The sequence below is a fragment of the Pseudonocardia sp. T1-2H genome, from assembly GCF_038039215.1.
GTDB lineage: Bacteria > Actinomycetota > Actinomycetes > Mycobacteriales > Pseudonocardiaceae > Pseudonocardia.
This window is the reverse complement of sequence record NZ_JBBPCL010000001.1, coordinates 1417814-1441866: the sequence shown is the minus strand read 5'-3', so window position 1 is coordinate 1441866 and position 24053 is coordinate 1417814. Positions and strand designations below refer to the sequence as shown.

General features: G+C 73.8%; 26 protein-coding genes. 14 read left to right on the top strand and 12 right to left on the bottom strand.

Annotated elements, in window-relative coordinates; translation table 11 throughout:
- Nucleotides 1-68: 68 nt before the first annotated feature.
- Both nusA and rimP read right to left on the bottom strand, forming a co-directional pair.
- Nucleotides 69-1151 carry a transcription termination factor NusA gene (nusA, locus tag WBK50_RS07265; RefSeq protein ID WP_341334849.1) on the bottom strand — a complete coding sequence of 361 codons (1083 nt, stop codon included), beginning with the start codon at nucleotides 1149-1151 and terminating at the stop codon, nucleotides 69-71.
- Nucleotides 1148-1732 carry a ribosome maturation factor RimP gene (gene rimP / locus WBK50_RS07260; protein WP_341334848.1) on the bottom strand — a complete coding sequence of 195 codons (585 nt, stop codon included), beginning with the start codon at nucleotides 1730-1732 and terminating at the stop codon, nucleotides 1148-1150. The genes nusA and rimP overlap by 4 nt, the downstream gene beginning before the upstream one ends.
- 233 nt (nucleotides 1733-1965) lie before the next feature.
- Between rimP and WBK50_RS07255 the strand changes: the two genes are divergently transcribed.
- Together WBK50_RS07255 and WBK50_RS07250 are read left to right on the top strand one after the other, a co-directional pair.
- The gene (locus tag WBK50_RS07255) at nucleotides 1966-2442 is read left to right on the top strand and encodes a hypothetical protein (protein ID WP_341334847.1); all 477 of its coding nucleotides are present in this window, start codon (nucleotides 1966-1968) and stop codon (nucleotides 2440-2442) included.
- A complete protein-coding gene (locus WBK50_RS07250) occupies nucleotides 2439-2906 on the top strand; it encodes a ferritin-like domain-containing protein (protein WP_341334846.1) in 468 nt (155 codons plus the stop codon). Before WBK50_RS07255 ends, WBK50_RS07250 begins: the two co-directional genes overlap by 4 nt.
- 7 nt (nucleotides 2907-2913) lie before the next feature.
- Here WBK50_RS07250 and WBK50_RS07245 read toward each other — a convergent pair whose 3' ends face one another.
- Entirely contained in the window at nucleotides 2914-3930 is a 1017-nt protein-coding gene (locus tag WBK50_RS07245) for an aminotransferase (RefSeq protein WP_341334845.1), read from the bottom strand.
- 22 nt (nucleotides 3931-3952) lie between these two features.
- Between WBK50_RS07245 and WBK50_RS07240 the strand changes: the two genes are divergently transcribed.
- The 3 genes from WBK50_RS07240 to WBK50_RS07230 all read left to right on the top strand — a co-directional run bounded on the left by WBK50_RS07240 (nucleotide 3953) and on the right by WBK50_RS07230 (nucleotide 7033).
- Entirely contained in the window at nucleotides 3953-4363 is a 411-nt protein-coding gene (locus WBK50_RS07240) for a YjbQ family protein (RefSeq protein ID WP_341334844.1), read from the top strand.
- A gap of 102 nt (nucleotides 4364-4465) precedes the next feature.
- The gene (locus WBK50_RS07235; protein ID WP_341334843.1) at nucleotides 4466-5497 is read left to right on the top strand and encodes a hypothetical protein; all 1032 of its coding nucleotides are present in this window, start codon (nucleotides 4466-4468) and stop codon (nucleotides 5495-5497) included.
- Between the two features lie 153 nt (nucleotides 5498-5650).
- Nucleotides 5651-7033: a serine/threonine-protein kinase gene (locus WBK50_RS07230; RefSeq protein WP_341334842.1), complete on the top strand. Its 1383-nt coding sequence runs from the start codon at nucleotides 5651-5653 to the stop codon at nucleotides 7031-7033.
- 266 nt (nucleotides 7034-7299) lie between these two features.
- On the opposite strand, the gene WBK50_RS07225 is transcribed toward WBK50_RS07230, so the two are convergent.
- Together WBK50_RS07225 and WBK50_RS07220 are read right to left on the bottom strand one after the other, a co-directional pair.
- Nucleotides 7300-8655, bottom strand: a complete 1356-nt coding sequence (locus WBK50_RS07225) for an FAD-dependent oxidoreductase (RefSeq protein WP_341334841.1) — start codon at nucleotides 8653-8655, stop codon at nucleotides 7300-7302.
- A gap of 83 nt (nucleotides 8656-8738) precedes the next feature.
- Nucleotides 8739-9170 (bottom strand): hypothetical protein, encoded by a 432-nt coding sequence (locus WBK50_RS07220; RefSeq protein ID WP_341339326.1) that lies wholly within the window; start codon nucleotides 9168-9170, stop codon nucleotides 8739-8741.
- A gap of 16 nt (nucleotides 9171-9186) precedes the next feature.
- On the opposite strand from WBK50_RS07220, the gene WBK50_RS07215 reads away from it, so the two are divergent.
- On the top strand, nucleotides 9187-9321 hold the full coding sequence (locus WBK50_RS07215) for a hypothetical protein (RefSeq protein WP_341334840.1): 135 nt from the start codon (nucleotides 9187-9189) through the stop codon (nucleotides 9319-9321).
- A 236-nt stretch (nucleotides 9322-9557) separates the two neighbouring features.
- Here WBK50_RS07215 and WBK50_RS07210 read toward each other — a convergent pair whose 3' ends face one another.
- A complete protein-coding gene (locus WBK50_RS07210) occupies nucleotides 9558-11303 on the bottom strand; it encodes a proline--tRNA ligase (protein ID WP_341334839.1) in 1746 nt (581 codons plus the stop codon).
- A 107-nt stretch (nucleotides 11304-11410) separates the two neighbouring features.
- Here WBK50_RS07210 and WBK50_RS07205 point away from each other — a divergent pair, with 107 nt between their 5' ends.
- Nucleotides 11411-11845, top strand: a complete 435-nt coding sequence (locus WBK50_RS07205; protein WP_341334838.1) for a PPOX class F420-dependent oxidoreductase — start codon at nucleotides 11411-11413, stop codon at nucleotides 11843-11845.
- A gap of 4 nt (nucleotides 11846-11849) precedes the next feature.
- On the opposite strand, the gene metX is transcribed toward WBK50_RS07205, so the two are convergent.
- From metX to WBK50_RS34970, 3 genes are all read right to left on the bottom strand, one after another.
- The gene (metX, locus tag WBK50_RS07200) at nucleotides 11850-13019 is read right to left on the bottom strand and encodes a homoserine O-acetyltransferase MetX (RefSeq protein WP_341334837.1); all 1170 of its coding nucleotides are present in this window, start codon (nucleotides 13017-13019) and stop codon (nucleotides 11850-11852) included.
- Nucleotides 13016-14326 carry a bifunctional o-acetylhomoserine/o-acetylserine sulfhydrylase gene (locus WBK50_RS07195; protein ID WP_341334836.1) on the bottom strand — a complete coding sequence of 437 codons (1311 nt, stop codon included), beginning with the start codon at nucleotides 14324-14326 and terminating at the stop codon, nucleotides 13016-13018. Before WBK50_RS07195 ends, metX begins: the two co-directional genes overlap by 4 nt.
- A gap of 100 nt (nucleotides 14327-14426) precedes the next feature.
- On the bottom strand, nucleotides 14427-14501 hold the full coding sequence (locus WBK50_RS34970; RefSeq protein WP_366890865.1) for a putative leader peptide: 75 nt from the start codon (nucleotides 14499-14501) through the stop codon (nucleotides 14427-14429).
- Between the two features lie 91 nt (nucleotides 14502-14592).
- On the opposite strand from WBK50_RS34970, the gene yaaA reads away from it, so the two are divergent.
- The 3 genes from yaaA to WBK50_RS07180 all read left to right on the top strand — a co-directional run bounded on the left by yaaA (nucleotide 14593) and on the right by WBK50_RS07180 (nucleotide 17390).
- A complete protein-coding gene (gene yaaA, locus WBK50_RS07190) occupies nucleotides 14593-15342 on the top strand; it encodes a peroxide stress protein YaaA (RefSeq protein WP_341334835.1) in 750 nt (249 codons plus the stop codon).
- A gap of 36 nt (nucleotides 15343-15378) precedes the next feature.
- Nucleotides 15379-15588 carry an RIO1 family regulatory kinase/ATPase domain-containing protein gene (locus WBK50_RS07185; protein WP_445942232.1) on the top strand — a complete coding sequence of 70 codons (210 nt, stop codon included), beginning with the start codon at nucleotides 15379-15381 and terminating at the stop codon, nucleotides 15586-15588.
- A gap of 425 nt (nucleotides 15589-16013) precedes the next feature.
- Nucleotides 16014-17390: a DEAD/DEAH box helicase gene (locus tag WBK50_RS07180; RefSeq protein WP_341334834.1), complete on the top strand. Its 1377-nt coding sequence runs from the start codon at nucleotides 16014-16016 to the stop codon at nucleotides 17388-17390.
- A gap of 31 nt (nucleotides 17391-17421) precedes the next feature.
- Here WBK50_RS07180 and WBK50_RS07175 read toward each other — a convergent pair whose 3' ends face one another.
- Both WBK50_RS07175 and WBK50_RS07170 read right to left on the bottom strand, forming a co-directional pair.
- Nucleotides 17422-17847, bottom strand: a complete 426-nt coding sequence (locus WBK50_RS07175; protein WP_341334833.1) for a LapA family protein — start codon at nucleotides 17845-17847, stop codon at nucleotides 17422-17424.
- A gap of 98 nt (nucleotides 17848-17945) precedes the next feature.
- Nucleotides 17946-18410 carry a GNAT family N-acetyltransferase gene (locus tag WBK50_RS07170; protein ID WP_341334832.1) on the bottom strand — a complete coding sequence of 155 codons (465 nt, stop codon included), beginning with the start codon at nucleotides 18408-18410 and terminating at the stop codon, nucleotides 17946-17948.
- 88 nt (nucleotides 18411-18498) lie between these two features.
- Here WBK50_RS07170 and WBK50_RS07165 point away from each other — a divergent pair, with 88 nt between their 5' ends.
- The gene (locus WBK50_RS07165) at nucleotides 18499-19881 is read left to right on the top strand and encodes a mycothione reductase (protein ID WP_341334831.1); all 1383 of its coding nucleotides are present in this window, start codon (nucleotides 18499-18501) and stop codon (nucleotides 19879-19881) included.
- Between the two features lie 126 nt (nucleotides 19882-20007).
- A complete protein-coding gene (locus tag WBK50_RS07160; protein WP_341334830.1) occupies nucleotides 20008-20952 on the top strand; it encodes an acyl-CoA desaturase in 945 nt (314 codons plus the stop codon).
- Between the two features lie 58 nt (nucleotides 20953-21010).
- Here the strand turns inward: WBK50_RS07160 and WBK50_RS07155 are convergent, their stop codons facing one another.
- Complete coding sequence (locus WBK50_RS07155; protein ID WP_341334829.1) at nucleotides 21011-21814, bottom strand: lysophospholipid acyltransferase family protein; 804 nt, start codon at nucleotides 21812-21814, stop codon at nucleotides 21011-21013.
- Between the two features lie 214 nt (nucleotides 21815-22028).
- On the opposite strand from WBK50_RS07155, the gene WBK50_RS07150 reads away from it, so the two are divergent.
- Nucleotides 22029-22751: an alpha/beta hydrolase gene (locus WBK50_RS07150; protein WP_341334828.1), complete on the top strand. Its 723-nt coding sequence runs from the start codon at nucleotides 22029-22031 to the stop codon at nucleotides 22749-22751.
- Nucleotides 22748-24016: an NAD(P)/FAD-dependent oxidoreductase gene (locus tag WBK50_RS07145; RefSeq protein WP_341334827.1), complete on the top strand. Its 1269-nt coding sequence runs from the start codon at nucleotides 22748-22750 to the stop codon at nucleotides 24014-24016. Before WBK50_RS07150 ends, WBK50_RS07145 begins: the two co-directional genes overlap by 4 nt.
- Nucleotides 24017-24053: the final 37 nt, after the last annotated feature.

Here is a 24053-nt window from a genome sequence, read left to right as displayed (position 1 = left end):
ATCCGAACCGGAACGTACGGGAACCGGCCCCTGGTGACGGGCCGGACCTGAGTGTAGCGCGTCGCGGGTCAGCCGACCGACTCCGTCCCCGCCGGCCGCGCGATCTCCGCCACGTCGGCGTCCGGCTCCACGTCGGCGTCGACCCCCTCGCCGTCCGCGGTGAGGGCGGCGTTGCGCGGGTCGGCGTCGCTGCGGATATCGATCCGCCAGCCGGTCAGCCGGGCGGCGAGCCGGGCGTTCTGCCCCTCCTTGCCGATGGCGAGGGAGAGCTGGAAGTCCGGGACGACGACGCGGGCGGTGCGGCTCTTGGCGTCGACCACGGTGACGGACACCACCTTCGACGGCGAGAGCGCGTTCCCGACGAACGTCGCCGGGTCCTCGTCCCAGTCGATGATGTCGATCTTCTCCCCCGCGAGCTCGCTCATCACGTTGCGTACCCGCTGGCCCATCGGTCCGATGCAGGCGCCCTTGGGGTTGACCCCGGACACGGTCGAGCGGACCGCGATCTTGGACCGGTGGCCGGCCTCGCGGGCGATGGACATGATCTCCACGGAGCCGTCGACGAGCTCCGGCACCTCGAGCGCGAACAGCTTGCGCACGAGGTTGGGGTGTGTACGGGACAACGTGATCTGGGTACCGCGCATTCCGCGCGTCACGCCGACCACGTAACAGCGGATGCGCTCGCCGTGCACGTACTTCTCCCCGGGGACCTGCTCGGCCTGGGGCAGCACGCCCTCGGTCTGCCCCAGGGCCACGACGACCACGCCGCGGGCGTTCGCGCGGGCGTCGCGCGAGATCACCCCGGCGACGATCTCGCCCTCCTTGGTGGAGTACTCGCCGTAGGTGCGCTCGTGCTCGGCGTCCCGCAGCCGCTGCACGATCACCTGGCGGGCCGTGGTGGCCGCGATGCGGCCGAAGCCCTCGGGGGTGTCGTCCCACTCCTGGGCGACGGACCCGTCCTCGGCCATCTCCTGCGCCATGACGCGGACGAGGCCGGACTTGCGGTCGATGTCGACGCGCGCGTGCGGCTGGTGGCCGTCGGTGTGCCGGTAGGCGGTGATCAGCGCCGTCTCGATGGCCTCGATGACCATGTCGAACGGGATGTCCTTGTCGCGCTCGATCGCGCGGAGCGCGGCGATGTCGACGTTCATGAGAGCTCCTGGGGGTCGTGCTCGGCCACGCCGTCGTCGGTGTCGGAAGGGGGCGCCAGCAGGGTGGTCTCGGCCGCGGGCGGCGGGCGGAACTCGACCTGCACGACGGCGTTCGCGACGTCGGCGTAGCGCAGCGTGCGGCGTTCGGGCTTCTTCGCGCCCGCGTCGACGACGGTGACGGAGTCCGGGCCCGCCTCGCCGACGCGGACGTCCTGGGTGCCGCCACCGACGAGGGTGACGCGGACCAGCCGCAGCTTCGCCCGCCGCCAGTGCAGCGGACGGGTGAGCGGGCGGTCGACACCGGGCGAGGTGACCTCGAGCGTGTAGGAGCCCTCGATCAGGTGCTCGTGCCCGTCGAGCTCGGCGGCGACGGTGCGGCTCAGCTCCGCGATGGCGTCCAGGCCCACGGAGTCCGACCCGTGCGCGCCGTTCTCCGGGACGTCCACGACGACCTTGACGGTGTGCCGCCGGCCCGCCGAACGCACGTCGAGCTCGTCGAGCTCGTAGCCTGCGCCGGCGACGACGGGCTCCAGCACACCGCGCAGCAGCCCGGTGAGCTGCTCGGGGTCTGGACTGGGCATCGCGGTCGCTCCTCGCGGTCGGTTCCTCGGCGGGTCGCGCTCTGTCGTCGCCGTCACGGTCGGCACCGGCATGCCGGCACCCTGCTCCCGTCCGGCCGGACGATCAGGGCCGGGACGATCGAAGGCCGAGACGTCGGGCCGGACGGGCCGTCCAGCGTATCGCGCCGCACCCCGGACCCCGTCGCCCGCGCGGGTGGCGGCCCGTGATCGGCCGCCTGGCAGGATGCCGGTCCGTGAACGTCCCCGGTCCGACGCTGAGCCGACGACGGCTGTTCGCGCTCACGGCGGCGGGTGCGGCAGCGGTGACGGTCTCCCCCGCACTGGCCGCCTGCACCACCACGGGCACCGGATCCGACGGGCCGGACCCGCTGATCGCGCTCGCCCGACGGGCCCGCGCGGACACGGCCGTGATCACCGCCGCGATCGCGGCGGACCCCGGGCTGACCGAGCGGCTCGCCCCGCTGAGCTCCGCCCGCACGGACCACGCCGCAGCGCTGGACCGCGAGATCCAGCGGCTCGACCCGCAGGCCCGCGCGTCCACCGCCCCGCCGGCCGCGCCACGGACCGCCGACCTCCCCGCCGTCCGGACCGCGATCGAGGACGCGGCCCGGGAGGCGCAGGGGCTCGTCGGCGGCATCGGGGTCGAGCGGGTGGGGCTCGTCGCGGCGATCACCGCCTGCTGCACGACGTACGCGGCGGTGCTGACGTGAGCGCCCCCCGCCAGCAGGAGTCCGCCATCAGCGGCGAGGCGATCACCGCGCTGCAGGGCGCGCTCGCCACCGAGCACGCGGCCCTGTGGTCCTACACGCTGATCCTCGCGTTCGTCCCGACGGACCAGGCGGCCCAGGCCCGCAAGGACATCGAGGCGCACCGGACGCTGCGCTCGCAGATCGAGCAGACCCTCACCGAGCTCGGCGCCCGCCCGGTGTCCGCGCAGCCCGCTTACACGACCCCGCAACCGGTCACCGACGCCCTCGGCGCGGGCCGCCTGGCCATCGCCGCGGAGGACGACGCGATGGCCGCCTGGCGCTCGGTCCTGGAACACACCGAGGAGCCGCAGCTGCGCGCGGCGGGGCTGAAGGCGCTGGTCGAGGGCACCACCCGGAGTGCCCGCTGGCGGATCGCGACGGGCACCACACCGGTGATCCCGCCGTTCCCCGGCATCACCCGCTGAGCACCCGTCACCCGCTGAGCGCCGCCAGGGCCCGTTCGACGTCGGACATGTCGTTGTAGAGGTGGAAGGACAGCCGGACCCCGCCGCCGCGGTCGGTCGCGGTGATCCCGGCGGCGGCGAACCGTTCGGCCGCCCCGGGCACGCGCACGTGCGTGATCGCCGAGCCCGCGGGCTCCAGGCCCAGCCCGGCCCGGAACGCGTCGGCGAGCCCGGTGCAGTGCTTCGCGACGAGCTCGAGGTCCAGCCCGGCGACCCACTCCAGCGCGACGGCGGCCCCGGCCTGGCACATCCAGGCCGGTGACGTGTCCAGCGCCCGGGCGTCCGGCGCGAGCCGCGGCGGCAGCCCGGACGTGCTGCCCCACCGGTCCGCGGCCGCGTACCAGCCCGCCGCGTGCGGGGTGGGCGCCAGCGACGGGTGCACGGCCATCCACGCCGTCCCGCGCGGGGACATCAGCCACTTGTAGCCCGCGCCGACGACGACGTCCGCCCAGTCCAGCCGGGTCGGCAGCCATCCGGACTGGGTGACGTCCAGGAGCACCCGCGTGCCGTGCGCGCGGACGCCCTCCAGGGCGTCGAGGTCGGCGAGGCGGCCGTCGAGGGACTGCACGACGCTCGTCGCGACGAGGTCGAACTCCGCGGCCCGCGCACCCAGCTCGTCGAGAGGGACCTCGGTGACGGTGACGCCGCGGCCCTGCACGGCGAAGGGGTAGCTGACGCTCGTGAACTCGCCCTCGCAGACGCCCACCCGGGTGCCGTCCGGGACCGACGCCGCGACCAGCCCCACCAGCGGCGACACGGCGGCGCCGATCGCGACCCGGTCCACCGGGACGCCGACCAGCCGGGCCCACGCCGCGCGGGCGCGTTCCGTGGGGTCGTCGTAACTCGGTGCCGTGGCGGATCCGGACCGCCAGTCCCGCACCGCCCGTTCCATGGCGTCCGCGACCGGCGCGGGCGGAACCCCGACACTCGCGGTGTTCAGATAGCCGGCAGGGACGTCGAACCGTTCACCGAAGGCCTCGCGCACGGGGTGAGCCTAGGCTTTCCGGGTGCACAGCGAGCTGATCGAGATCCGGACCGGGGGCGAGGAGCGGGTCGTCGACCTGACCTCCCCGATCGACGACTTCCTGCGCGGCGCCGGCGCCGGCGACGGCCTGCTCAACGTCTGGGTACCGCACGCGACCGCCGGTATCGCGGTGATCGAGACGGGCGCGGGGAGCGACACCGACCTGCTCGCCGCACTCAAGGACCTCCTCCCTGCCGACGACCGCTGGAGGCACCGGCACGGCAGCCCCGGGCACGGCCGGGACCACGTCCTGCCCGCGTTCATCCCGCCGTCGACGAGCGTGCCGGTGCTGGGCGGGAAGCTCGCGCTGGGCACGTGGCAGTCCGTGTGCCTGGTGGACACCAACGTCGACAACGCGGTGCGGAGCGTCCGGCTGTCGTTCCTGCAGGGTTAGGACCCGCGCGTTCTCCGGCGATCAGGGGCGGAGGTCGTCCCGGGCCCGATGACCTCCCTCGATCGGCCGATCGAGTCGCCCCCTCCGCGCTAGTCTCCGCTCGTGAGCACCCCCGGGACCGCGGACTCGAGCCCGCAGGAACCACGAGAGAACGGGGACGTGTCCCCCGAGCCCACCCCGGCCGACCGGACCGAGGACCGGTACGCCGACCCCGGCGAGTCCGTCCCCCGGTACCCCGGACAGCAGTACCCGGCCGCGCCCGGCCACGTCGGGCAGCCCGCGGTACCGCGGGCGGACGAGACCTGGGTCGGCACCTCGTACCCGCCGGCACCGTGGGGCGGTCCGCAGGCGGACCCGGGGCAGCAGTGGGGCCCGCAGGGGCAGTGGGACAGCCGGCCCTGGGGCACTCCCCCTGCCGACCCCTGGAACGCTCCCGCGGGCCTCACCGCACCCCCGCCGAAGCGGCGGGGCCGCGCGCTCGCGCTCGTGGCCCTCGCGCTCGTCGTCGTGGGGGCCCTGGTCGTGGCGGGCGTCGTGCTCGTCCGGGGCAACCTCGCCGGCTACCGCCCGGCGATCCCGGCGTCGTACCGGCCGATCACCACCCCGTTCCTGACCTACTCGGTGCCGCCGGGCTGGAGGTCCAACCCGGCCGGCGGCCCGTTCGCGCTCGGGGTCGGCTTCGAGGGTCGCGCGGACGCGCCGTCCTACACCTGCCGCGGCAACGGGTACATCCGCGGCTCCGCGTCCAGCGCGCTGGTCTCCGACCGCGGCGATCCCGCCCAGCTCGCCGCGCAGTTCGCGACCCGCATCGCCACGCAGTCCTACACCGGGACGTCCGGCCGGGTGCCGGCGGTCACGGTCGTCTCGACGACCCCGGTGCAGGTGCCCGGACCCGGGGACGCCGAGACCACGGGGAGCCTGGTGGAGGTGCGCGCCACGCCCCCCTCATCCGACGGCTGCCTCGGGACCGAGGGTCTCGTCCTCGTCCTCGCCGTCCCCACGACGGCCGGTGGGCGGGCCGGGACCGCGCTGCTCACCTCCGGTGTGGACACCGCGGGCGGCCCGGCGATCCCGCCCATCCCGCCGCGGGAGGAGATGGACCTGATCGCCGCGAGCGCGGCGCTGCCCGGGTGATCGCGGGCTGACACCGGCCGCCGGGTTCCGAAGATCCTCGGGCCGCGCCGAGTCGACGGTCCGATCTCGGATCCTGTGCCCGGCCCTGCCGCGCGGCTACCGTGGGTGGCCGATGTGGCGGTTTCCGGGGGCGACCGGGGAGACGGGGACAGGGTGCAGGGCACGACGTTCGGCCCGTACACGATCGAGGAGCTGATCGGTCGCGGCGGGATGGGCGAGGTCTACCGGGCCTTCGACACCGAGACGGACCGCGAGGTCGCGCTGAAGGTGCTGCCGCCCCACCTCGCGTCGGATGCCGAGTACCTCGAACGGTTCCGCCGCGAGTGCCGGGCCGCCGCGAAGCTCCGCGACCCGCACATCGTCCCGATCCACCGCTTCGGCGAGATCGACGGCCGGCTCTACCTGGACATGCGTCTCGTCGAGGGCGCGGACCTCGGCTCCTGGCTGCACGACCACGGCCCGCTCTCCCCCGCCGCGGCCGTGGCGGTGATCTCCCAGGTCGCGAGCGCGCTCGACGCGGCACACGCCGCGGGGATGGTGCACCGGGACGTCAAACCGTCGAACATCCTGCTGGCGGGCGTCCCCGGGGACGAGGTCGACCCGGGCTCGGTCTTCGCCTACCTCTCCGACTTCGGGATCGCCGGCTCCGTCTCCGACGCCGCGGGGGACGGGTCCACCCCGACCCGCACCGGCACCGTGCCCGGCTCGCTCGCCCACCTCGCGCCCGAGCGCTTCCGCGGGATCACCGCGGACCGCCGGGTCGACGTGTACGCGCTGGCCTGCGTCCTGTACCAGGCCCTCACCGGCCGCCAGCCCTTCGACGGGGACCTGGCGACCCTCGCGCACGAGCATCTCACCGTCGAGCCGCCGCCGGCCTCGGGCGCCCGTCCGGACGTGCCGGCCGCGCTGGACCAGGTGATCGCCCGCGGCATGGCGAAGAACCCGGACGACCGCTATCCGACGGCCGGGGCGTTCGCCGCCGCGGCCCGCGCGGTCGTCGGCACGCAGGGGGTGCCGGGCGCCGCACCCCCCGACGGCAGCGGCGAGCCCAGGACGTCCACCTTCGGGACGGGGGCGCCGATGCCCCGCACCGACCCGGAGACGTACCTCGGGCCGTCGCTCGGCGCTCCGGCCGGGTTCAGCCCCGGCCGGAGCGACCCCGGGCTGAGCCGGAGCAGCCCCGGGCACAGCGACCACCCGACGGCGCCCCGGGGCCGGGCGAGCGGGCCGAATCCCGGCGGGGCCGGTCCGGCTCGCGCCGGGACGGGTCCGCCACCCGCGGGCCCGGGCCACGCGCCCGTCCCGCCGACCGGGCCCCCGCCCGCGAAGAAGGGGAGGCGCGGCAGGACGATCGCGGCGGTGGTCGCGGCTCTCGTCGTGCTCGGCGGCGGCGGCGCGGCCGCCTACGCGCTGAGCGGGAGCGGAGGTGGCGGGGGGTCGTCGAGCACCACCACGACCCGGCCGCCGGTCGTCCCGCAGACCGTCGCGAGCCTGCCTCCGACCACCGGGGGCCCCGGCCCGTCGACGGACCGGTGATCGCGGACCTGCCCGTCGGCTTCACGGCCACGACCTGCGCCGCGGACGACCCGACCGCCCGCAACATCGGCGCGACGGCGTACCTGGCCTGCGAGAACGGGCCGAGCGACGGTCCGAACGGCGCGACGTTCAGCCGCTACTCCCAGCAGAGCGCCCTCGACGGCGGGTTCACCGCGGCCGCGACGACGGCGACGCCTCCACCCTCTACGCCTGGTGGCAGGGCCACGCCTTCACGTCTGGCCGGCCGCTGCCCCCTCGGGCGGGCGTCAGCGCCGGGCGACGGCCACCATCTCCTCGCGCGGGACGACCTTGATCCGCTCGCGGCCCCGGTCCTCGCCCAGGCCGCGCTCGTGCTTGTCCAGCCGCAGCCAGCCGTCCCAGGTCGTGTACTCCACGCCGCGCTCGGTGAGCAGCTCGACGATCGCGGACCGGTCCGGCACCGGGGCGGGCGGGAGCGTGTCCAGGTCCGCGAGCAGGCTGCCGACGGTCTCCAGGGCGCAGCCCTTGGTGTGCCCGATCAGCCCGACCGGCCCGCGCTTGATCCAGCCCACCGCGTAGACGCCCGGGACCTGCTGCCCGTCGAGGTCCAGGACCCGTCCCGCCTCGTGCGGGACCACCCCGGCCGCGTGGTCGAACGGGAGCTCGGGGAGAGGCGAACCGAGGTAGCCGACGGCCCGGTAGACGGCCTGGACCGGGAAGTCGGTGAACTCGCCTGTGCCCCGCACCGAGCCGGTCCCGGTGAGCTCCGTCCGCTCCGTGCGCAGGCCGGTGACCCTGCCGTCCCCGAGCACGGCGACGGGCGCCCGCAGGAAGTGCAGGTGCAGGCGGGCCCGGGCCTGGTCCGCGGCGGGCCGGCGGTCGCGCAGCGCCCAGTCCTGCACCGTCCGGACCACCATCTGCTGCTGCCGGCTCTCCCGCAGCGCGGCGACCGAGCCCTCGTCGAGCTCGACGTCCTCCGGGTCCACGACGAGCTCGACGCCCTGCACGTGGTCGAGCTCGCGCAGCTCCATCGGCGTGAACTTCGCCCGGGCCGGGCCGCGGCGGGCGAACAGGTGGACGTCGGTGGCGCGGTTCGCGGCGAGCCCGCGGTGGACGTTGTCCGGGATCTCGGTGGCCAGCATGTCCTCGGCGGACTTCGCCAGCACCCGCGCGACGTCCAGCGCGACGTTCCCGGCGCCGATCACCGCGACCTGCTCGGCGTCGAGGCACCACTCCCGCGGGGCGTCGGGGTGCCCGTCGAACCACTGCACGAACTCGGCCGCGCCGTGGCTGCCGGGCAGGTCGACGCCGGGGATGTCCAGGTCCCGGTCCTTCTCGCAGCCGGTCGCGACGATCACCGCGTCGTAGAGCGCGCGGACGTCGGCGAGCGTGAGGTCGCGCCCGTAGGCGACGTTGCCGAACAGCCGGACGCCGGGCCGGTCCAGCACCCGGTGCAGCGCATGGACGATCTGCTTGATGCGCAGGTGGTCCGGCGCCACGCCGTAGCGGATCAGGCCGAACGGGGCGGGCAGCCGGTCGAACACGTCCACCGTGCAGGGCGTCCCGGACTTCATCAGGGTGTCCGTGGCGTAGATCCCGGCCGGGCCCGCCCCGATCACCGCCACCCGCAACGTCCGCACCACGCCGATCCCTTCCCTCGTCCCGATCCACATACGACCGTAGCGAGTGAAGGCAGGCTTACCTAACTAATGACGGACCGGATGCATCACACCCTGACGGCGAGGGTGGCCGTGTAGCCCGTGTCGACGCTGCCGGTGAGGGTGCCGAGCTCCTGCTCCCAGCCGTCGCGGAAGACGTTGTCCGAGTCGAGCGAGACGCGCGCGAGGTTGCGCACGCCGGCCGAGTAGCCGTCCGTCGCGTAGACGGCCTCGGAGACGTCCTGCGGCAGCGCCATCTGGGAGGTGGTGATCGCGTTCCCGGACGACGTGGCGTCCGCGAGGCTCCGGTAGACCTCGAAGTGGACGTGCGGCCAGCGCCCCGCGTAGCAGGCCGGATAGATGCTGGTGAACGCCACGTTCCCGCTCGCGTCGGCCTCCTGCACGCCCCGCAGGTAGTTCTCCCCGGTGACGCCCTTCGAGTAGAGCGAGTAGTTGCCGTCCCGGTCGCAGTGCCAGAGGTAGACGGCCGCGCCGACCAGCGGGGCACCCCCCTCGGTGACCGCGAACGTGATCGTCAGCGGGACGCCGTCGGCCGTGGTGGTCGACGAGCCGAAGCTGGACCGGATGTCGCGGCGGACGACGCCGGCGTCGTCGAGGACGTTCGGGCCGTTGGAGCCGTCGGCCGGGTAGGGGCCCGCGGTCTCCTCGGGGATCTGCCCGGTGCTCGTGCCGGACGACGTGGTGGTCGCCCGGGCCGCCGACGACCCGGTCGCCGCGCTCGTGCACCCGGCGAGGGTCAGCGCTCCGGCCCCGCCGGTTCGTCACCACCGTCCCGCCCGGTCCTGGGAATCCGCTGTGTCCCGCGCCTGCGGCGCCTGTGCGCGGAAACCGTCGCCCTGGCGACGATTTCCGCGCACGAGTGGGCGTCAGCCGCGGACGACGCCCACGAGGTGCTCCGCGGCGCCCTCACGCGGGATCTCGATCCGCTCGCCGCTGCGGCGGTCCTTGAGCTCGATGACGCCGTTCGCCAGGCCCCGGCCCACGACGACGATCGTCGGGACGCCGATCAGCTCCGCGTCCGCGAACTTCACGCCCGGCGACGCCTTGCGGTCGTCGAGGATCACGGACAGGCCCGCGGCCTCCAGCTCGGCGGCCAGGACCTCACCGCCCTCGATCAGCTCCGCGTTCTTCCCCGCCACGACCACGTGCACGTCGAACGGGGTGACCGACCGGGGCCAGATCAGCCCGGAGTCGTCGTGGCTCTGCTCCGCGACCGCCGCGACGAGCCGGGAGACGCCGATGCCGTAGGAGCCCATCGTGATGCGGACGGGCTTCGAGTCCGGGCCCAGCGCGTCGAGCCCGAACGCGTCGGCGAACTTCCGGCCGAGCTGGAAGATGTGTCCGATCTCGATACCTCGGGCCGCCTCGAGCACGCCCTGGCCGTCCGGCGAGGGGTCCCCGGCGCGCACCTCGGCGGCCTCGATCGTGCCGTCCGGGGTGAAGTCCCGCCCCGCGACGAGGTCGACGACGTGGTGGTCCGCCTTGTCGGCTCCGGTCACCCACGCCGTGCCCGTGACGATCCGCGGGTCGACCAGATACCGGACGCCGTTGGCCGCGAGCGCGCCCGGCCCGATGTAGCCCTTGACGAGGAAGGCGTTGCGCGCGAAGTCCGCCTCGTCGAGCAGCGCGACCTCGGCAGGGTGCACCGCGGCCTCGACGCGCTTGAGGTCGACCTCGCGGTCCCCCGGGACGCCGACGCCGAGCAGCTCCCACTCCGTCGCACCGGGTCGGCGGATCTTGAGCAGCACGTTCTTCAGCGTGTCCGCGGCGGTGAACTCCCGGCCCAGGCCCGCGCCGTTGAGGAACGTCACCAGGGACTCGATGGTCGGGGTGTTGGGCGTGTGGTGCACCTGCGCCGCGGGCTTGTCCTCGACCGGCTGCGCGGGCGGCGCGGGCGTCGTGACGGCCTCGACGTTCGCGGCGTAGCCGCCGGGCCCGCGGACGAACGTGTCCTCACCGGTCTCGGTGATCGCCAGGAACTCCTCCGACGCCGAGCCACCCATCGCCCCCGACATGGCCGAGACGATCACGTAGTCCAGGGCGAGCCGGTCGAAGATGCGGATGTAGGCGTCGCGGTGCCGGGTGTAGGACTCGGCCAGCCCCTCGTCCGTGAGGTCGAACGAGTACGAGTCCTTCATCAGGAACTCCCGCCCGCGCAGGATGCCCGCGCGGGGCCGCTCCTCGTCCCGGTACTTGTTCTGGATCTGGTACAGGGTGACCGGGTAGTCCTTGTACGAGGAGTACTCGCTCTTCACGACCTGCGTGAACAGCTCCTCGTGGGTCGGGCCCAGCAGGTAGTCGTTGCCCTTGCGGTCCTTGAGCCGGAACAGGCTCGCCCCGTACTCGGTCCAGCGGCCGGTCGCCTCGTAGGGCTCGCGGGGCAGCAGCGCGGGGAGCTGGATCTCCTGGGCGCCCATCGCGTCCATCTCCTCGCGCACGATCTGCTCGACGCGGCGGAGCACCTTCAGGCCGAGCGGCAGCCAGGAGTAGACACCCGGGGCGACACGGCGGACGTAACCGGCGCGGACCAGCAGCTTGTGGCTGGGCACCTCCGCGTCGGCCGGGTCCTCGCGGAGGGTGCGGAGGAACAGCGACGACATCCTGGTCAACACCCGGAGAAGGGTAGCGACGCGCCTCGGGCCGCTTCACCCCGGTTGCGGAACAGGGCAGCATCCTGGTTGCCGGAATAGCGCCGCGCCGCGCCCGGGTTGGCATCGGTATGACCGCCGCCACAGGGATCGACCTGCACGCACTGATCGCCGAGGCCCGCCTCGGCGTCCTCGCCACCCTCAAGTCCGACGGCCGCCCACAGCTCTCCCCGGTCACCCCGTACTACGACCGCGAGGCCGGGATCGTCTACGTCTCGATGACCGAGGGCCGGGCCAAGACCGCGAACCTGCGCCGGGACCCGCGGGCGAGCATCGAGGTCACCAGCCCGGACGGCTGGGCGTGGGCGACCGCCGAGGGCACCGCCACGCTGACCGGCCCGAGCACCACCCCGGACTCCCCCGAGGTGCAGGCGCTGGTCGACTACTACCGCAACGCCGCGGGGGAGCACCCGGACTGGGACGAGTACCGCGCCGTCATGGTCGCGGAGCGGCGCGTGCTGATGGCGATGACCGTGGAGAAGGTCTACGGAGAACGGATCCGGTAGCCGGTCAGTCCTTCAGGAGCTCCGCCACCATCGCCGCCACCGCGCCCGTCTCGATCAGGAAGCCGTCATGGCCGTACGGCGAGTCGATCACCCGCAGCTCGGCGGCGTTCGGGATGCCCGCGGCCAGCTCCGCCTGCTGCTCGAGCGGGTAGATCCGGTCCGAGCTGACCCCGCCCACGATCGTCCGCGCCGTCACCCGGGCGAGCCCGGCCGCGACGCCTCCTCGGCCACGGCCCACGTCGTGGGCGTTCATCAGTTCCGTGAGGCGCACGTAGGACGCCGCGTCGAAGCGGCGGACCAGCTTCTCGGCGTGGTGATCCAGGTAGGACTCGACGGCGTAGCGGCCGCCGTGCAGCGGGTCCTCGCCGTCCTGGGGGTCCCGGCCGAACCGGGTGCCCAGCTCGTAGCCGCTGCGGTAGCTCAGGTGCGCGATCCGCCGGGCGACGCCGAGGCCCGCGTGCGGGCCGGCGCCGTCCGGGAGGTCGTGGTAGTCGCCGCCCCGCCAGCCCGGGTCCGCGCGGATCGCGGCGAGCTGCGGTGCGGCCCAGGCGATCTGGTCCGCCGACGCGGCCGCCGGGGAGGCGAGCAGGAGCAGCCGCTCCACCCGCTCCGGCTCCATGGCGGCCCACTCGAGCGCCCGCATGCCGCCCATCGAGCCGCCGACGACCAGCGCCCACCGGTCCACCCCGAGGGCGTCGGCCAGCTCGGTCTCGGCGCGCACCGAGTCGCGCACGGTGACGAACGGGAACCGGCCACCCCACGTCCGCCCGTCCGGGCCGGTCGAGGCGGGGCCGGTCGTGCCCTGGCAGCCGCCGACGACGTTCGGCGCGACGACGAACCAGTGGTCCGTGTCGAGCGCGCGACCGGGCCCGATCAGAGCGTCCCACCAGCCCGGGCTCTTGTGGCCCGGGCCGAGGGGGCCGGCGACGTGGCTGTCGCCGGTCAGCGCGTGCAGGACCAGCACCGCGTTGCTGCGCCCCGCGGCGTCGACCCGGAGGTCGCCCCACGTCTCGTACGCCAGCCGGACCTGCGGCAGCTCGCCCCCGACCTCCAGGCGCAACGGGCCTTCGAGGTCGAGGAAGAGCCGGCGGCCCGGGTCGTCCCCCTCCCGCCAGGCACCGCTGGCGGGAGGGCGGACGGCCGGGTCCACCGAGGTGGTGATGTCCGTGCTCACGCGCCCTTGGCCGCCCGGAATCCCGCGTCGAGGTCCGCCTTGATGTCCTCGACGCCCTCGAGGCCGACCGAGAGCCGGATGAGGCCGGGGCCCACGCCCGTCGCCAGCTGCTCCTCGCCGGAGAGCTGGCTGTGCGTGGTGCTCGCCGGGTGGATCACCAGGCTGCGCACGTCGCCGATGTTGGCGAGGTGGCTGTGCAGCTCCAGCGCGTCCACGAACCTCCGGCCGGCCTCGACGCCGCCGCGGATGTCGAACGCGACGATCGCGCCGGCGCCCTTGGGCAGGTACTTCTGCTGCAGCGCGTGCCACGGGCTGGACGGGAGGGCCGCGTAGTAGACCTTCTCCACCTCGTCCCGGGCCTCCAGCCACTCGGCGACGGCCAGCGCGTTCTGCACGTGCCGCTCGATGCGCAGGGACAGCGTCTCGATGCCCTGGATCAGCAGGAAGCTGTTGAACGGGGCGATCGCCGGGCCGAGGTCGCGCAGCAGCTGCACCCGGAACTTGATCAGGAACGCCTGCGGGCCGAGCGCCTCCCAGTAGTTCAGGCCGTGGTAGCTCGGGTCCGGCGTGGTCAGGCCCGGGTACTTCGCGGCCTGCGCGCCCCAGTCGAAGTTGCCGGAGTCCACGACGACGCCGCCGATGCTGGTGCCGTGGCCGCCGAGGAACTTGGTGGCCGAGTGCACCACGATGTCCGCGCCGTGCTCGAAGGGGCGGACCAGGTAGGGCGTCGGGACAGTGTTGTCGACGACCAGCGGGACGCCGTTCTCGTGGGCGAGGTCCGCGATCGGTGCGATGTCGAGGACATTGCTGCGCGGGTTGCCGATCGTCTCGGCGTAGAACAGCTTGGTGTTCGGCCGCACCGCGGCGCGCCACTCGTCGAGGTTGTCGGGGTCGTCGACGAACGTGACGTCGATGCCCATCTTCGGCAGCGTGTAGTGGAAGAGGTTGTACGTGCCGCCGTAGAGGGAGGCGCTGGAGACGAAGTGGTCACCCGACTCGGCGAGGTTCAGGATCGCCAGCGTCTGCGCCGCCTGCCCCGAGGCGACGGCCACCGCCCCGATCCCGCCCTCGAGCGCGGCGACGCGCTGCTCCAGGACGTCCTGGGTCGGGTTCATGATCCGGGTGTAGATGTTGCCCAGCTCGGCGAGGCCGAAGAGGTTCGCCGCGTGCTCGGTGTCCCGGAAGGTGTAGGACGTGGTCTGGTAGATCGGGGTCGCCCGGGCACCGGTCGTCGGGTCGGACGTGGCGCCCGCGTGGACCTGCTTGGTCTCGAAGGACCAGGCTGCGGTGGGGTCTGTCTCGGTCATGCTGCTCTCCTGAGAGGGAGGCGGCCCGGTACGGGCCGGCCGGGATGGGATCGCTGGGCGCCAGCGGCGCGGGCGCCGGGCGAGATGTTCGAGCGCGAGGTCAGCGGCCGGAACGACAGGACGCGCTCGTGACGCGCATGAGGTCGACGTGTCGACGGGTCACGAGACGGATCACGCTGCGACCGTAACGGTGCCGTCACACGTGGCACAACAGTGCCCCCTGACCGGGCGGCGGCCCCGCCGCCGGGCCTGGCTAGCGTGGCCGGGTGCTCGTTCTGCTTCCGCCCTCGGAGACCAAGCGGACCGATGGCGACGGTCCGCCGCTCGACCTCGCGGCGCTGTCGCATCCCGAGCTGGACGCGGTGCGCAAGGAGCTGCTCGACGAGGTGGTGGCCCTCGCCGCGGACGTGGAGGCCAGCCGCGCCGCGCTCGGCCTCTCCGGCCGGCAGGACGACGAGATCGCCCGCAACGCCGAGCTGTGGACGTCGCCGACCATGCCGGCGATCACCCGCTACACCGGCGTGCTCTACGACGCCCTGGACGTCACGTCGCTACGGGGCGCGGCCGCGGGCCGGGCGCGGGAGCGGCTCGCCGTCGGCTCCGCGCTGTTCGGCCTGCTGCGGGCGGACGACCCGGTACCCGCCTACCGGCTGTCGGCGGGCTCCGCACTGCCCGCGAGCTCGACGCTGGCCGCGCGCTGGAAGCCCGTGCTCGAACCGGTGCTCGCCGCGGTCGCGGCCGAGCAGCTCGTCGTCGACCTGCGGTCCGGCTCGTACGCGGCGCTCGCCCGCGTCCCCGGGGCCGTCACGGTGAACGTCCTGGCGGAACGCCCGGACGGTTCGCGCAGCGTCGTCAGCCACCACAACAAGTCCCACAAGGGCGCCCTGGCCCGGCTTCTCGCCTCCACCCGCGCCGAGCCGGCGGACGCGTCCGCGGTGGCGCGCCTCGCGCGACGGGCAGGGCACACGGTCGAGCGCACCGGCGAGACCCACCTGGATCTCGTCATCCCCGCGTGATTCCGTGGCACGGCCCCGGGCCGTGCGGGATGGGCTGTGCCGTGCCGGAGCGGGCAACCTCGACGCCTGGTCCTGATCGACCTGCCGCAGGTGGTCGACGTCGTCGGCGATCCGCAGGGCCCGGAGTTCCTGGCGCGCGACGTGCGCCGGATCACCGAGTGGTTCACCGCACGTGGTCTGCCCGGGTCCGGAACCGTCGAGACGCTCCTCGGCGACCTCCGACCAGAGGCCGGGATCGGCCTCTGACCGGCACGGACGCGCCGGACGGGCCCGCGGTGTCACCGCGCGTCCACGAGGCGGCCCAGCGCGTCGATCCGTCCGCCGGGGCCTACCTGCGGGCCGGTGACCGGGCGTCACTCTCCGGCGCGGGGGGCGTCTCCGGTAGTGTGATCCACGAGCGCTCGGCCCTTCGTTGCCGCCGAGCCCACCGACCGCAGTACCCGTTACGGGCGCGCACCCAGCGCCCGGGCCCGTCCCGAGACCATCCCGCGCCGCACGGCGCGCGGCCGCTCCGGCAGACGTGCCACGTCCCGGAGGTCTCCTTGACTGTCCCGTCCCGTCCTGCCCGCCGTCCCCGTCGTGGGGGTGGCAGCCCCAACGGCCGTCCCCGCAGCAGCGGCGGCGGCTCCTCCCGCGGATCGGCCCCGCGCCGCAACTCCGCGATCGACTCCATGCCGGTGGAGGTCCTCTGGACCGTCCCCGAGTCCGGCATGCCCAGCTTCGCCGAGCTCGGGCTGCCCGAGCCGATGCTCCGCGCGCTGGCCGCGGAGGGCTTCACCGAGCCGCGCGCCATCCAGTCCGCGACCCTGCCCGAGACCATTCGCGGGCGTGACCTGCTGGGTCGCGGCCAGACCGGCTCGGGCAAGACCCTCGCGTTCGGCCTCGCGCTGCTCGCCCGCCTCGCCGGCGGCCGCGCCGAGCCCCGCCGCCCGCGCGGCCTCGTCCTCGTCCCCACCCGCGAGCTGTCCCAGCAGGTGATGGACGCGCTCAACCCGTTCGCCAAGGCGCTGAACCTGACCGTGGCGTCGGTCGTCGGCGGCATGTCGATGAACCGGCAGATCTCGGAGCTTCGCCGCGGCATCGACCTGCTCGTCGCCACGCCGGGCCGGCTCACCGACCACATCGGCCAGGGCACCGCGGACCTGTCCGCCGTCGAGGTCACCGCGATCGACGAGGCGGACCGGATGTCGGACATGGGCTTCCTGCCCCAGGTCCGGCGCATCCTGGACCAGACCCCGAGCGACGGGCAGCGGCTGCTGTTCTCCGCGACGCTGGACAACGAGGTCGCCACGCTGGTCGAGCGCTACCTGCACGACCCGCTGACCCGCGCCGTCGCCTCCGCCGCGGCACCGGTCGAGACCATGGACCACCACGTGCTCCTCGTGGACCGGGACTCCAAGAACCCGGTCGTCCACCAGCTCGCCGCCCGCGAGGGCCGCACGATCATGTTCGTGCGTACCAAGCACGGCGCGGACCGCCTGGTCCGCCAGATGCGCCGCGACGGCATCTCGGCCAGCGCGCTGCACGGCGGCAAGGCGCAGAACGCCCGCAACCGCGCGATCGACGCGTTCAAGGACGGCAGCGTGCCGGTCCTGGTCGCGACGGACGTCGCCGCGCGCGGCATCCACGTCGACGACGTCGGCCTCGTGGTCCACGTGGACCCGCCGGCGGACCCGAAGGACTACCTGCACCGCGCGGGCCGCACGGCCCGCGGCGGCGAGGACGGCATCGTCGTCACGATGGTGACCCCGCCGGAGCGCCGCGAGGTGGACACGATGATGCGCCAGGCCGGTGTCCGCCCCACGATCAACGACGGAGTGGTCGGCTCCCCGGTCCTCACCGACGTGTTCGGCGCCCGGACCCCGAGCGGGATCCCGGTGCCCGAGGCCCCCAAGCCGGCGCAGCAGCCGCGGGCCGGCGGCGGACGCCGCAGTGGCGGCCGCGGCCGCAGCTCCGGCGGCGGCCAGGGCCAGGGCCAGGGCGGCTACAGCAGCAGCCAGGGCCGCGGGCCCGCCGGCGGCCGCGGCGGCCGCCGACGCGCCGCCTGACCGAAGAAACGACGCGAGGGCGTCCGCCGGCCTACCGGGCCCGGCGGGCGCCCTTCTTCGCGGCCCGGCGCAGCTGCAGGATCCGCGCGCTGCCCGGGATCGCGACCAGCAGGACCCCCGCGACGGCCGCGAACAGCATCGCGACGCCCGTCGGCAGGGTCCCGACCACGCCCAGGAAGTGGATCTCCACCGGGTTCAGGTTCTGCAGGATGAAGATCAGCAGGAAGATCAGGACCAGGGTCGAGAGGATCAGCCCGACCCACAGCCCGCTGGTCCGCGTCCGGCCGACCGGGCGCGCCGGCGGGGCGGGGGTGGGCGTGGGGCCGGTCGTCGTCCCGTCCGGGGTCGCGACGGTCGAGCCGCCGGACAGGTCGGCGCCGGGCACGGGCTCGTCGACGGTCGGTCCGGGGGACGGCGTCGCTCTCGTGCCGTTCGTGCTGACCCGGTCGTCACTCATCGCGTCCCCGCCCCTCTCCGTGCGCGGCCCCGCGCCGCGAACGTCGGGCGGAGTATGACGCACCAGGACGCCCGTCACCCCGCGCGGCGCGTCACCCGTCAGCGGGACGGGCGCCGCATCGGCAGGTGGGCGACGCCGTCCCAGTCGTACGCCGGGCCCGTCGGCTCGAACCCGAACTCCCGGTAGAACTCGGCCAGGTGCTCCTGCGCGTCGAGGATGCACGCGCCGTCCCCGACCTCCGCCAGCGCAGCCTGCATCAGCTGCCGGCCCAGGCCGCGGCCGCGGACGTCCCGCGAGGTGCACAGCCGGCCGATCCGGTAGTCGCCGTCCGGCTCCTTCAGCAGCCGCACGCAGCCGAGGATCGGCTCCGGCTCCCCCGGCCCGGCGAGCCAGTAGTGCCGGGCGCGGTCCTCCAGGTCCCGGCCGTCGAGCTCGCCGTAGGGGCAGGCCTGTTCCACCACGAACACGTCGACCCGCAGGCGCAGCAGCTCGTAGAGCGTCCGCGCGTCGAGGTCCAGGGCCCAGGAGCGACGTACCGTCGCCGCAGTCGTCTCGCCGCTCATGCCCCAGTGACTACCAGACCACGTCCACCGCGCGTGATCCCGGCCGCCGGACGAGCCGCACCGCCTGCTCGCGGCTAGCCTAGGCGGGGTGCGCCACCACGATCTCGTCGTCATCGGCACCGGTTCGGGCAACACCTTCCTCGACGAGCGGTTCGCGGGTCTCGACGTCGCGCTCGTCGAGCACGGGGTGTTCGGCGGCACCTGCCTCAACGTTGGCTGCATCCCCACGAAGATGTACGTCTACGCCGCGGACGTCGCCGAGGTCGTCCGGCGCGCCGCGAAGTACGGTGTGGACGCGACCATCGACAAGATCCGCTGGTCGGACATCCGGGACCGGGTCTTCAGCCGGATCGACCCGATCTCCGCGGGCGGCAGGCAGTACCGCGTCGAGCGCAGCCCCAACGTCACCGTCTACTTCGGGCACGCGTCGTTCACCGCTCCGCGTACGTTGGAGGTGGCCCGCACCGACGGCTCGGGCACCGACATGATCACGGCGGACCAGGTCGTCGTCGCGGCGGGTGGGAGGCCGATGGTGCCGTCAGTCGTCGAGAACTCGGGCGTCCCCTTCGAAACGTCGGACACGATCATGCGGCTGCCGGAGCTCCCGGAGCGGCTGGTGGTCCTCGGCGGCGGCTACATCGCCTCCGAGTTCGCCCACGTGTTCTCCGCGCTCGGCAGCCGGGTCACACTGGTCAACCGGAGCCACGCCCTGCTCCGCTCGCACGACGAGACGATCTCGGAGACCTACACCGGCCTCGCCGTCGCCGGCTCCCGCATCGACGTCCGACTCAACTGCCAGGTCACCGGTCTCAGCGGCACTGCGGGCGACCTCACCATCGCCCTCGACGACGGCTCGACCCTCCGGGCGGACATCCTGCTCGTCGCCACGGGCCGCGTCCCGAACGGGGACCTGATGAACCTCGGCGCGGCGGGCATCGGAACCCTCTCCGACGGCCGCATCGACGTCGACAGGTTCCAGCGGACCAGCGCCGAGGGCGTGTTCGCCCTCGGCGACATCAGCTCGCCCTGGCAGCTCAAGCACGTCGCGAACCGTGAGGCGAAGGTCGTCGGGCACAACCTGCTCCACCCCGACGACATGATCGAGATCGATCATCGGTTCGTCCCCTCGGCGGTGTTCACGGATCCGCAGATCGCGGTCGTGGGGAAGACCGAGCAGCAGTGCCGGGACGCCGGGATCGACTACACGGTGAAGATCCAGAAATTCGGCGACGTCGCCTACGGCTGGGCGATGGAGGACCACACCGGCATCTGCAAGATCATCGCCGAGCGCGGGACCGGCCGGTTGCTGGGCGCGCACCTGCTCGGCCCGCAGGCGTCGTCGCTGATCCAGCCGTTGATCCAGGCGATGTCGTTCGGGCTGACCGCGCGACGGATGGCGACCGGGCAGTACTGGATCCACCCGGCGCTGCCCGAGGTCGTCGAGAACGCGCTCCTCGGCCTCGACGTCTAGCCCGGCATGTGACGAAGGTTGCCCTTACCCTGAGGGCGCCGATCCGGGCAGGCTCGGGCATCGAACATCGCGGTGGCACGTTCCGCGAGCGCTGACGTTGGAGTGACCTGTGAGGTGCGAGGCCCGATGACCCTGACCGCTGACACTCCCGAGGCCGCCGGCGCGCGGCCGGTCCTCGACGGCAGCCGCGGGCTGGCGCAGCAGATCGGCGTGTACGTCTTCGTGTTCACCCCGCTGGCCGCGCTGCTGGCCGCCGTCCCCCTCGCCGCGGTCTTCGGCCTCCTGGGCTGGGCCGACGTGGTGATCGCCGCGGTCTTCTACGTCGTCAGCGGCCTCGGCATCACCGTCGGCTTCCACCGCTACTTCACGCACGGCTCGTTCAAGGCGAACCGCCCGCTGCGGATCGCGCTGGCCATCGCCGGGATGCTCGCCATGCAGGGCCCGGTGATCACCTGGGTCGCGGATCACCGCCGCCACCACGCGTTCTCGGACAAGGAGGGCGACCCGCACTCGCCGTGGCTGTTCGGCACGGGCGTGCGGGCGCTGGCGAGGGGCTTCTGGCACTCGCACATGGGCTGGCTCTTCGACCGGGACCTCACCAACGCCGAGCGCTTCGCCCCGGACCTGCTCGCGGACCGCGACATCAACCGCGTCAGCCGCCTCTTCGGCCTGTGGAGCGCCCTGACGCTGCTCGCCCCCGCCCTGATCGGCGGCCTCGTGACCTGGTCCTGGTGGGGTGCGCTGACCGCGTTCTTCTGGGCCGGCCTCGTGCGCGTCTCGCTCCTGCACCACGTCACGTGGTCCATCAACTCGATCTGCCACATGTGGGGCGAGCGCCCCTTCGCCGCCCGGGACCGCTCGGCCAACGTCTGGTGGCTCGCGATCCTGTCCTTCGGCGAGTCCTGGCACAACCTGCATCACGCGGACCCCACCTGTGCCCGGCACGGGGTCAGGAAGGGCCAGATCGACCTCTCCGCCGCGGTGATCAGGGGATTCGAGAAGGCGGGCTGGGCCACGTCGGTCCGCTGGCCCACGTCGCGTCGGCTGGAGAAGCTGAGCAAGGCCGCCTGATCACGGTTCGCGGTACCTGACGGCCGCGGGTGGCCGCGAGGTACCGCGCAGCCCGTGATCAGCTGGCCGGCCGCTCCCCCAGCGCACTCGGCGGCCCCGAGGGCTCCCGGCGCGCGTCCGGGTCGAACGGGATCGACGGCGGGGTCTCCCCCCGCACCTCCCCGACCAGCTTCGTCACCGCGGACATGATCGCGCCGGTGGCGCCGTCGAGGTTCGTGCGGGTGCGGGGCTTGCCGATGTAGGCCGAGAGGTCGACCGGCGGTCCGGCGAGGACGGTGACGCGCTTGCGCGGCCACGGCCGCGGCTTGTCGTCCGGCGGCAGCAGGTCCTGGGTCCCCCAGTTCGCGATCGGGATGACGGGCACCCCGGTCATCATCGCGATCCGGCCGATGCCGTTCTTCGCCTTCATCGGCCAGCCGTCGGGGTCCGCGGTGTAGGTGGCCTCGGGATAGAACACGACGACCTCACCGCGCTCGAGGGCCTTGACGGCCTCCCGGTAGGCGTCCCCCGCCCGCGCGGACTCCCGGTAGACGGGGATGTGCCCGCCCCGGCCGAGCACCCACTTGACCACGGGGACCCCCCACAGCTCGGACTTCGCGAGGAACCGCGGCATTCGGCCGTTCACGATCGTGAACGCGACGTCGTAGATCGGGTCCGCCATCGAGACGTGGTTCGCGGCGAGCAGGACGCCCCCGGTGCGCGGGATCCGCTCGCCGCCGGACCAGGAGATGCGCGTGAACGCCATCACGAAGGGCCAGATCACCTCGATGGCCAGGCCGTACCAGAAACCGGAGCCCCGGCGTCGGCGGCGCAGGGTCAGCAGCAGCTTCTCCCGCGCCGTGAGCAGCGGCGGAGTGATCATCCCCAGGTCTCCAGATCTCGGTGGCGGGCGCCGGGTGGAGCGTTCGACGCCGCGGGTCGAAACAGGATCCTCGCTCACGGCCGGAGGGCGCGGCGCGGCGGGTCACGAGCTGATCGTCGACCACATGTGACATGGCTCGCAGGTCGCCATCCGCCGAGCCGCTCCGGAACGGAGGAACCACCGAGAACGTCGGCCGAGCGATACGAGGTGGCAGGTGACCGGTCACGTCCCCGGGAGGGCGCTGCCCCGGCTGGAGCCGGTCGGCCGCCGGCGCCCGGATCCCGCCGCGCTGGTCCTGGTGGCCCACGGCGGCCGGGCGGGCAGCCGGGAGTCCGGCGAACGACGACGGCTGACGTACTGGCGGATGCTGCCGTTCGCGAAGGACCTGCGACGGGCCGGCCCCGAGCTCGGGGTGTTCATGCTCCGCTACCGCCACCGCGGCTGGAACGGCGCGGACCGGGACGCCCAGCGCGACGTCGAGGCGATGCTGGGCGAGCTCCGGCGGCGTCACCCCGGCGTGCCGATCGTGCTGCTCGGGCACTCGATGGGCGGCCGCGCGGTGCTGCGGGCGGCGGGTGCGGACGGCGTGGTCGCGGTCTGCGCCCTGGCCCCCTGGCTCGACGGCTCGGACCCCGTCGCACAGCTCGCGGGCCGCAGCGTGCTCATCGCCCACGGGGACCGGGACCGCTGGACGGACCCGCGGCAGTCCCTCGCCTATGCGGTCCGCGCCAAGGCCGTGACGGACCGCGTCGCCCGCTTCGAGGTCCTCGGCGACGGCCACTCGATGCTCCGCCGGAGCGGCGACTGGGCCTCCCTGGTCCGGCGGTTCGTGCTCGGCGAGATCGAGATCGAACCCCCTGACCCCGACATCACGAACGCTATGCGACGACCGGCACCCGCCGGACTGACGACCGTCCTGACCGGAGCCGTCCGATGACCAGTCCACGCGAGACAGTCGGGGTGATCGGCAGTGGCGTGGCCGGCCTGACCGCCGCCCACCTGCTGCAGCGCCGCTACGACGTCAGCCTCTTCGAGGCCGACGACCGCCTCGGCGGGCACGCCCACACCCACGAGCTCACGGCGTCCGACGGCGGTACCACCCACGTCGACTCCGGCTTCATCGTCCACAACGACCGGACCTACCCGAACCTGCTGCGGCTGTTCCGCGAGCTCGGCGTCGCCACACAGGACTCGGACATGTCCATGAGCGTGCGTTGCGAGGGCTGCGGCCTGGAGTACGCGGGGGCCCGGAAGCTCGGCGGGCTGTTCCCGCAGGCGTCGAACGTCCGGCGCGGGCCGTACCTGAAGATGCTGGGCGAGGTCGTCCGCTTCCACCGGCACGCGCGCCGGTTCCTGCAGCTCACGGACTCCGACGACGTGACGCTCGGCGCCTTCCTCGCGATCGGCGGGTACTCCCGGTACTTCGTCGACCACTTCATGATCCCGGTCGTCTCCTGCGTCTGGAGCGCCGGCGCGGAGCCCTCGCTGAACTACCCGGCCCGCTACCTGTTCACGTTCCTGGAGCACCACGGGCTGCTGTCCATCGGGGACTCGCCGCAGTGGCGGACGGTCGTCGGCGGCTCCCGCAGCTATGTCGAGCTGGTCGCGAAGCAGATCACGACAGTCCATCCCGGAACGCCGGTGCGCGCGGTCCGCCGCTCCTCGACCGGCGCCGAGATCCGGACGGACGACGACGTGGCCCACCGGTTCGACCGGGTCGTCGTCGCCACGCACCCGGACCAGGCGCTGCGCCTGCTCGCGGACCCGACGCCCGACGAGGCCGCGGTCCTCGGCGCGTTCACCTACTCCCGCAACGAGACCTGGCTGCACCACGACACGTCCGTCCTGCCCCGGACGGCGGGGGCCCGGGCCTCCTGGAACTACCTCAAGGCCGGCTGTGCGAGCACCGACGCCCCGGTGCTCGTCAGCTACGACATGAACCGCCTGCAGCGCCTCGTGGACCCCGACGCGTACGTGGTCACCCTGAACGGCGCCGGCCGCGTGGCCGAGGAGAAGGTCGTCGCGAGGATGACCTACGAGCACCCGGTCTACACGCCGGCCTCGGTCGCCGCCCAGCGCGCCCTGCCCACGCTGAACGACGGCAGGACCGCGTTCGCCGGGGCCTACCACGGCTGGGGCTTCCACGAGGACGGCTGCCTCTCCGGGGTCCGCGCCGCCGAGTCCCTCGAGGCGGGCTGGTGAGCGCGGCTCCGCCGCCCGTGCGCGAAAGCCGTTGCCG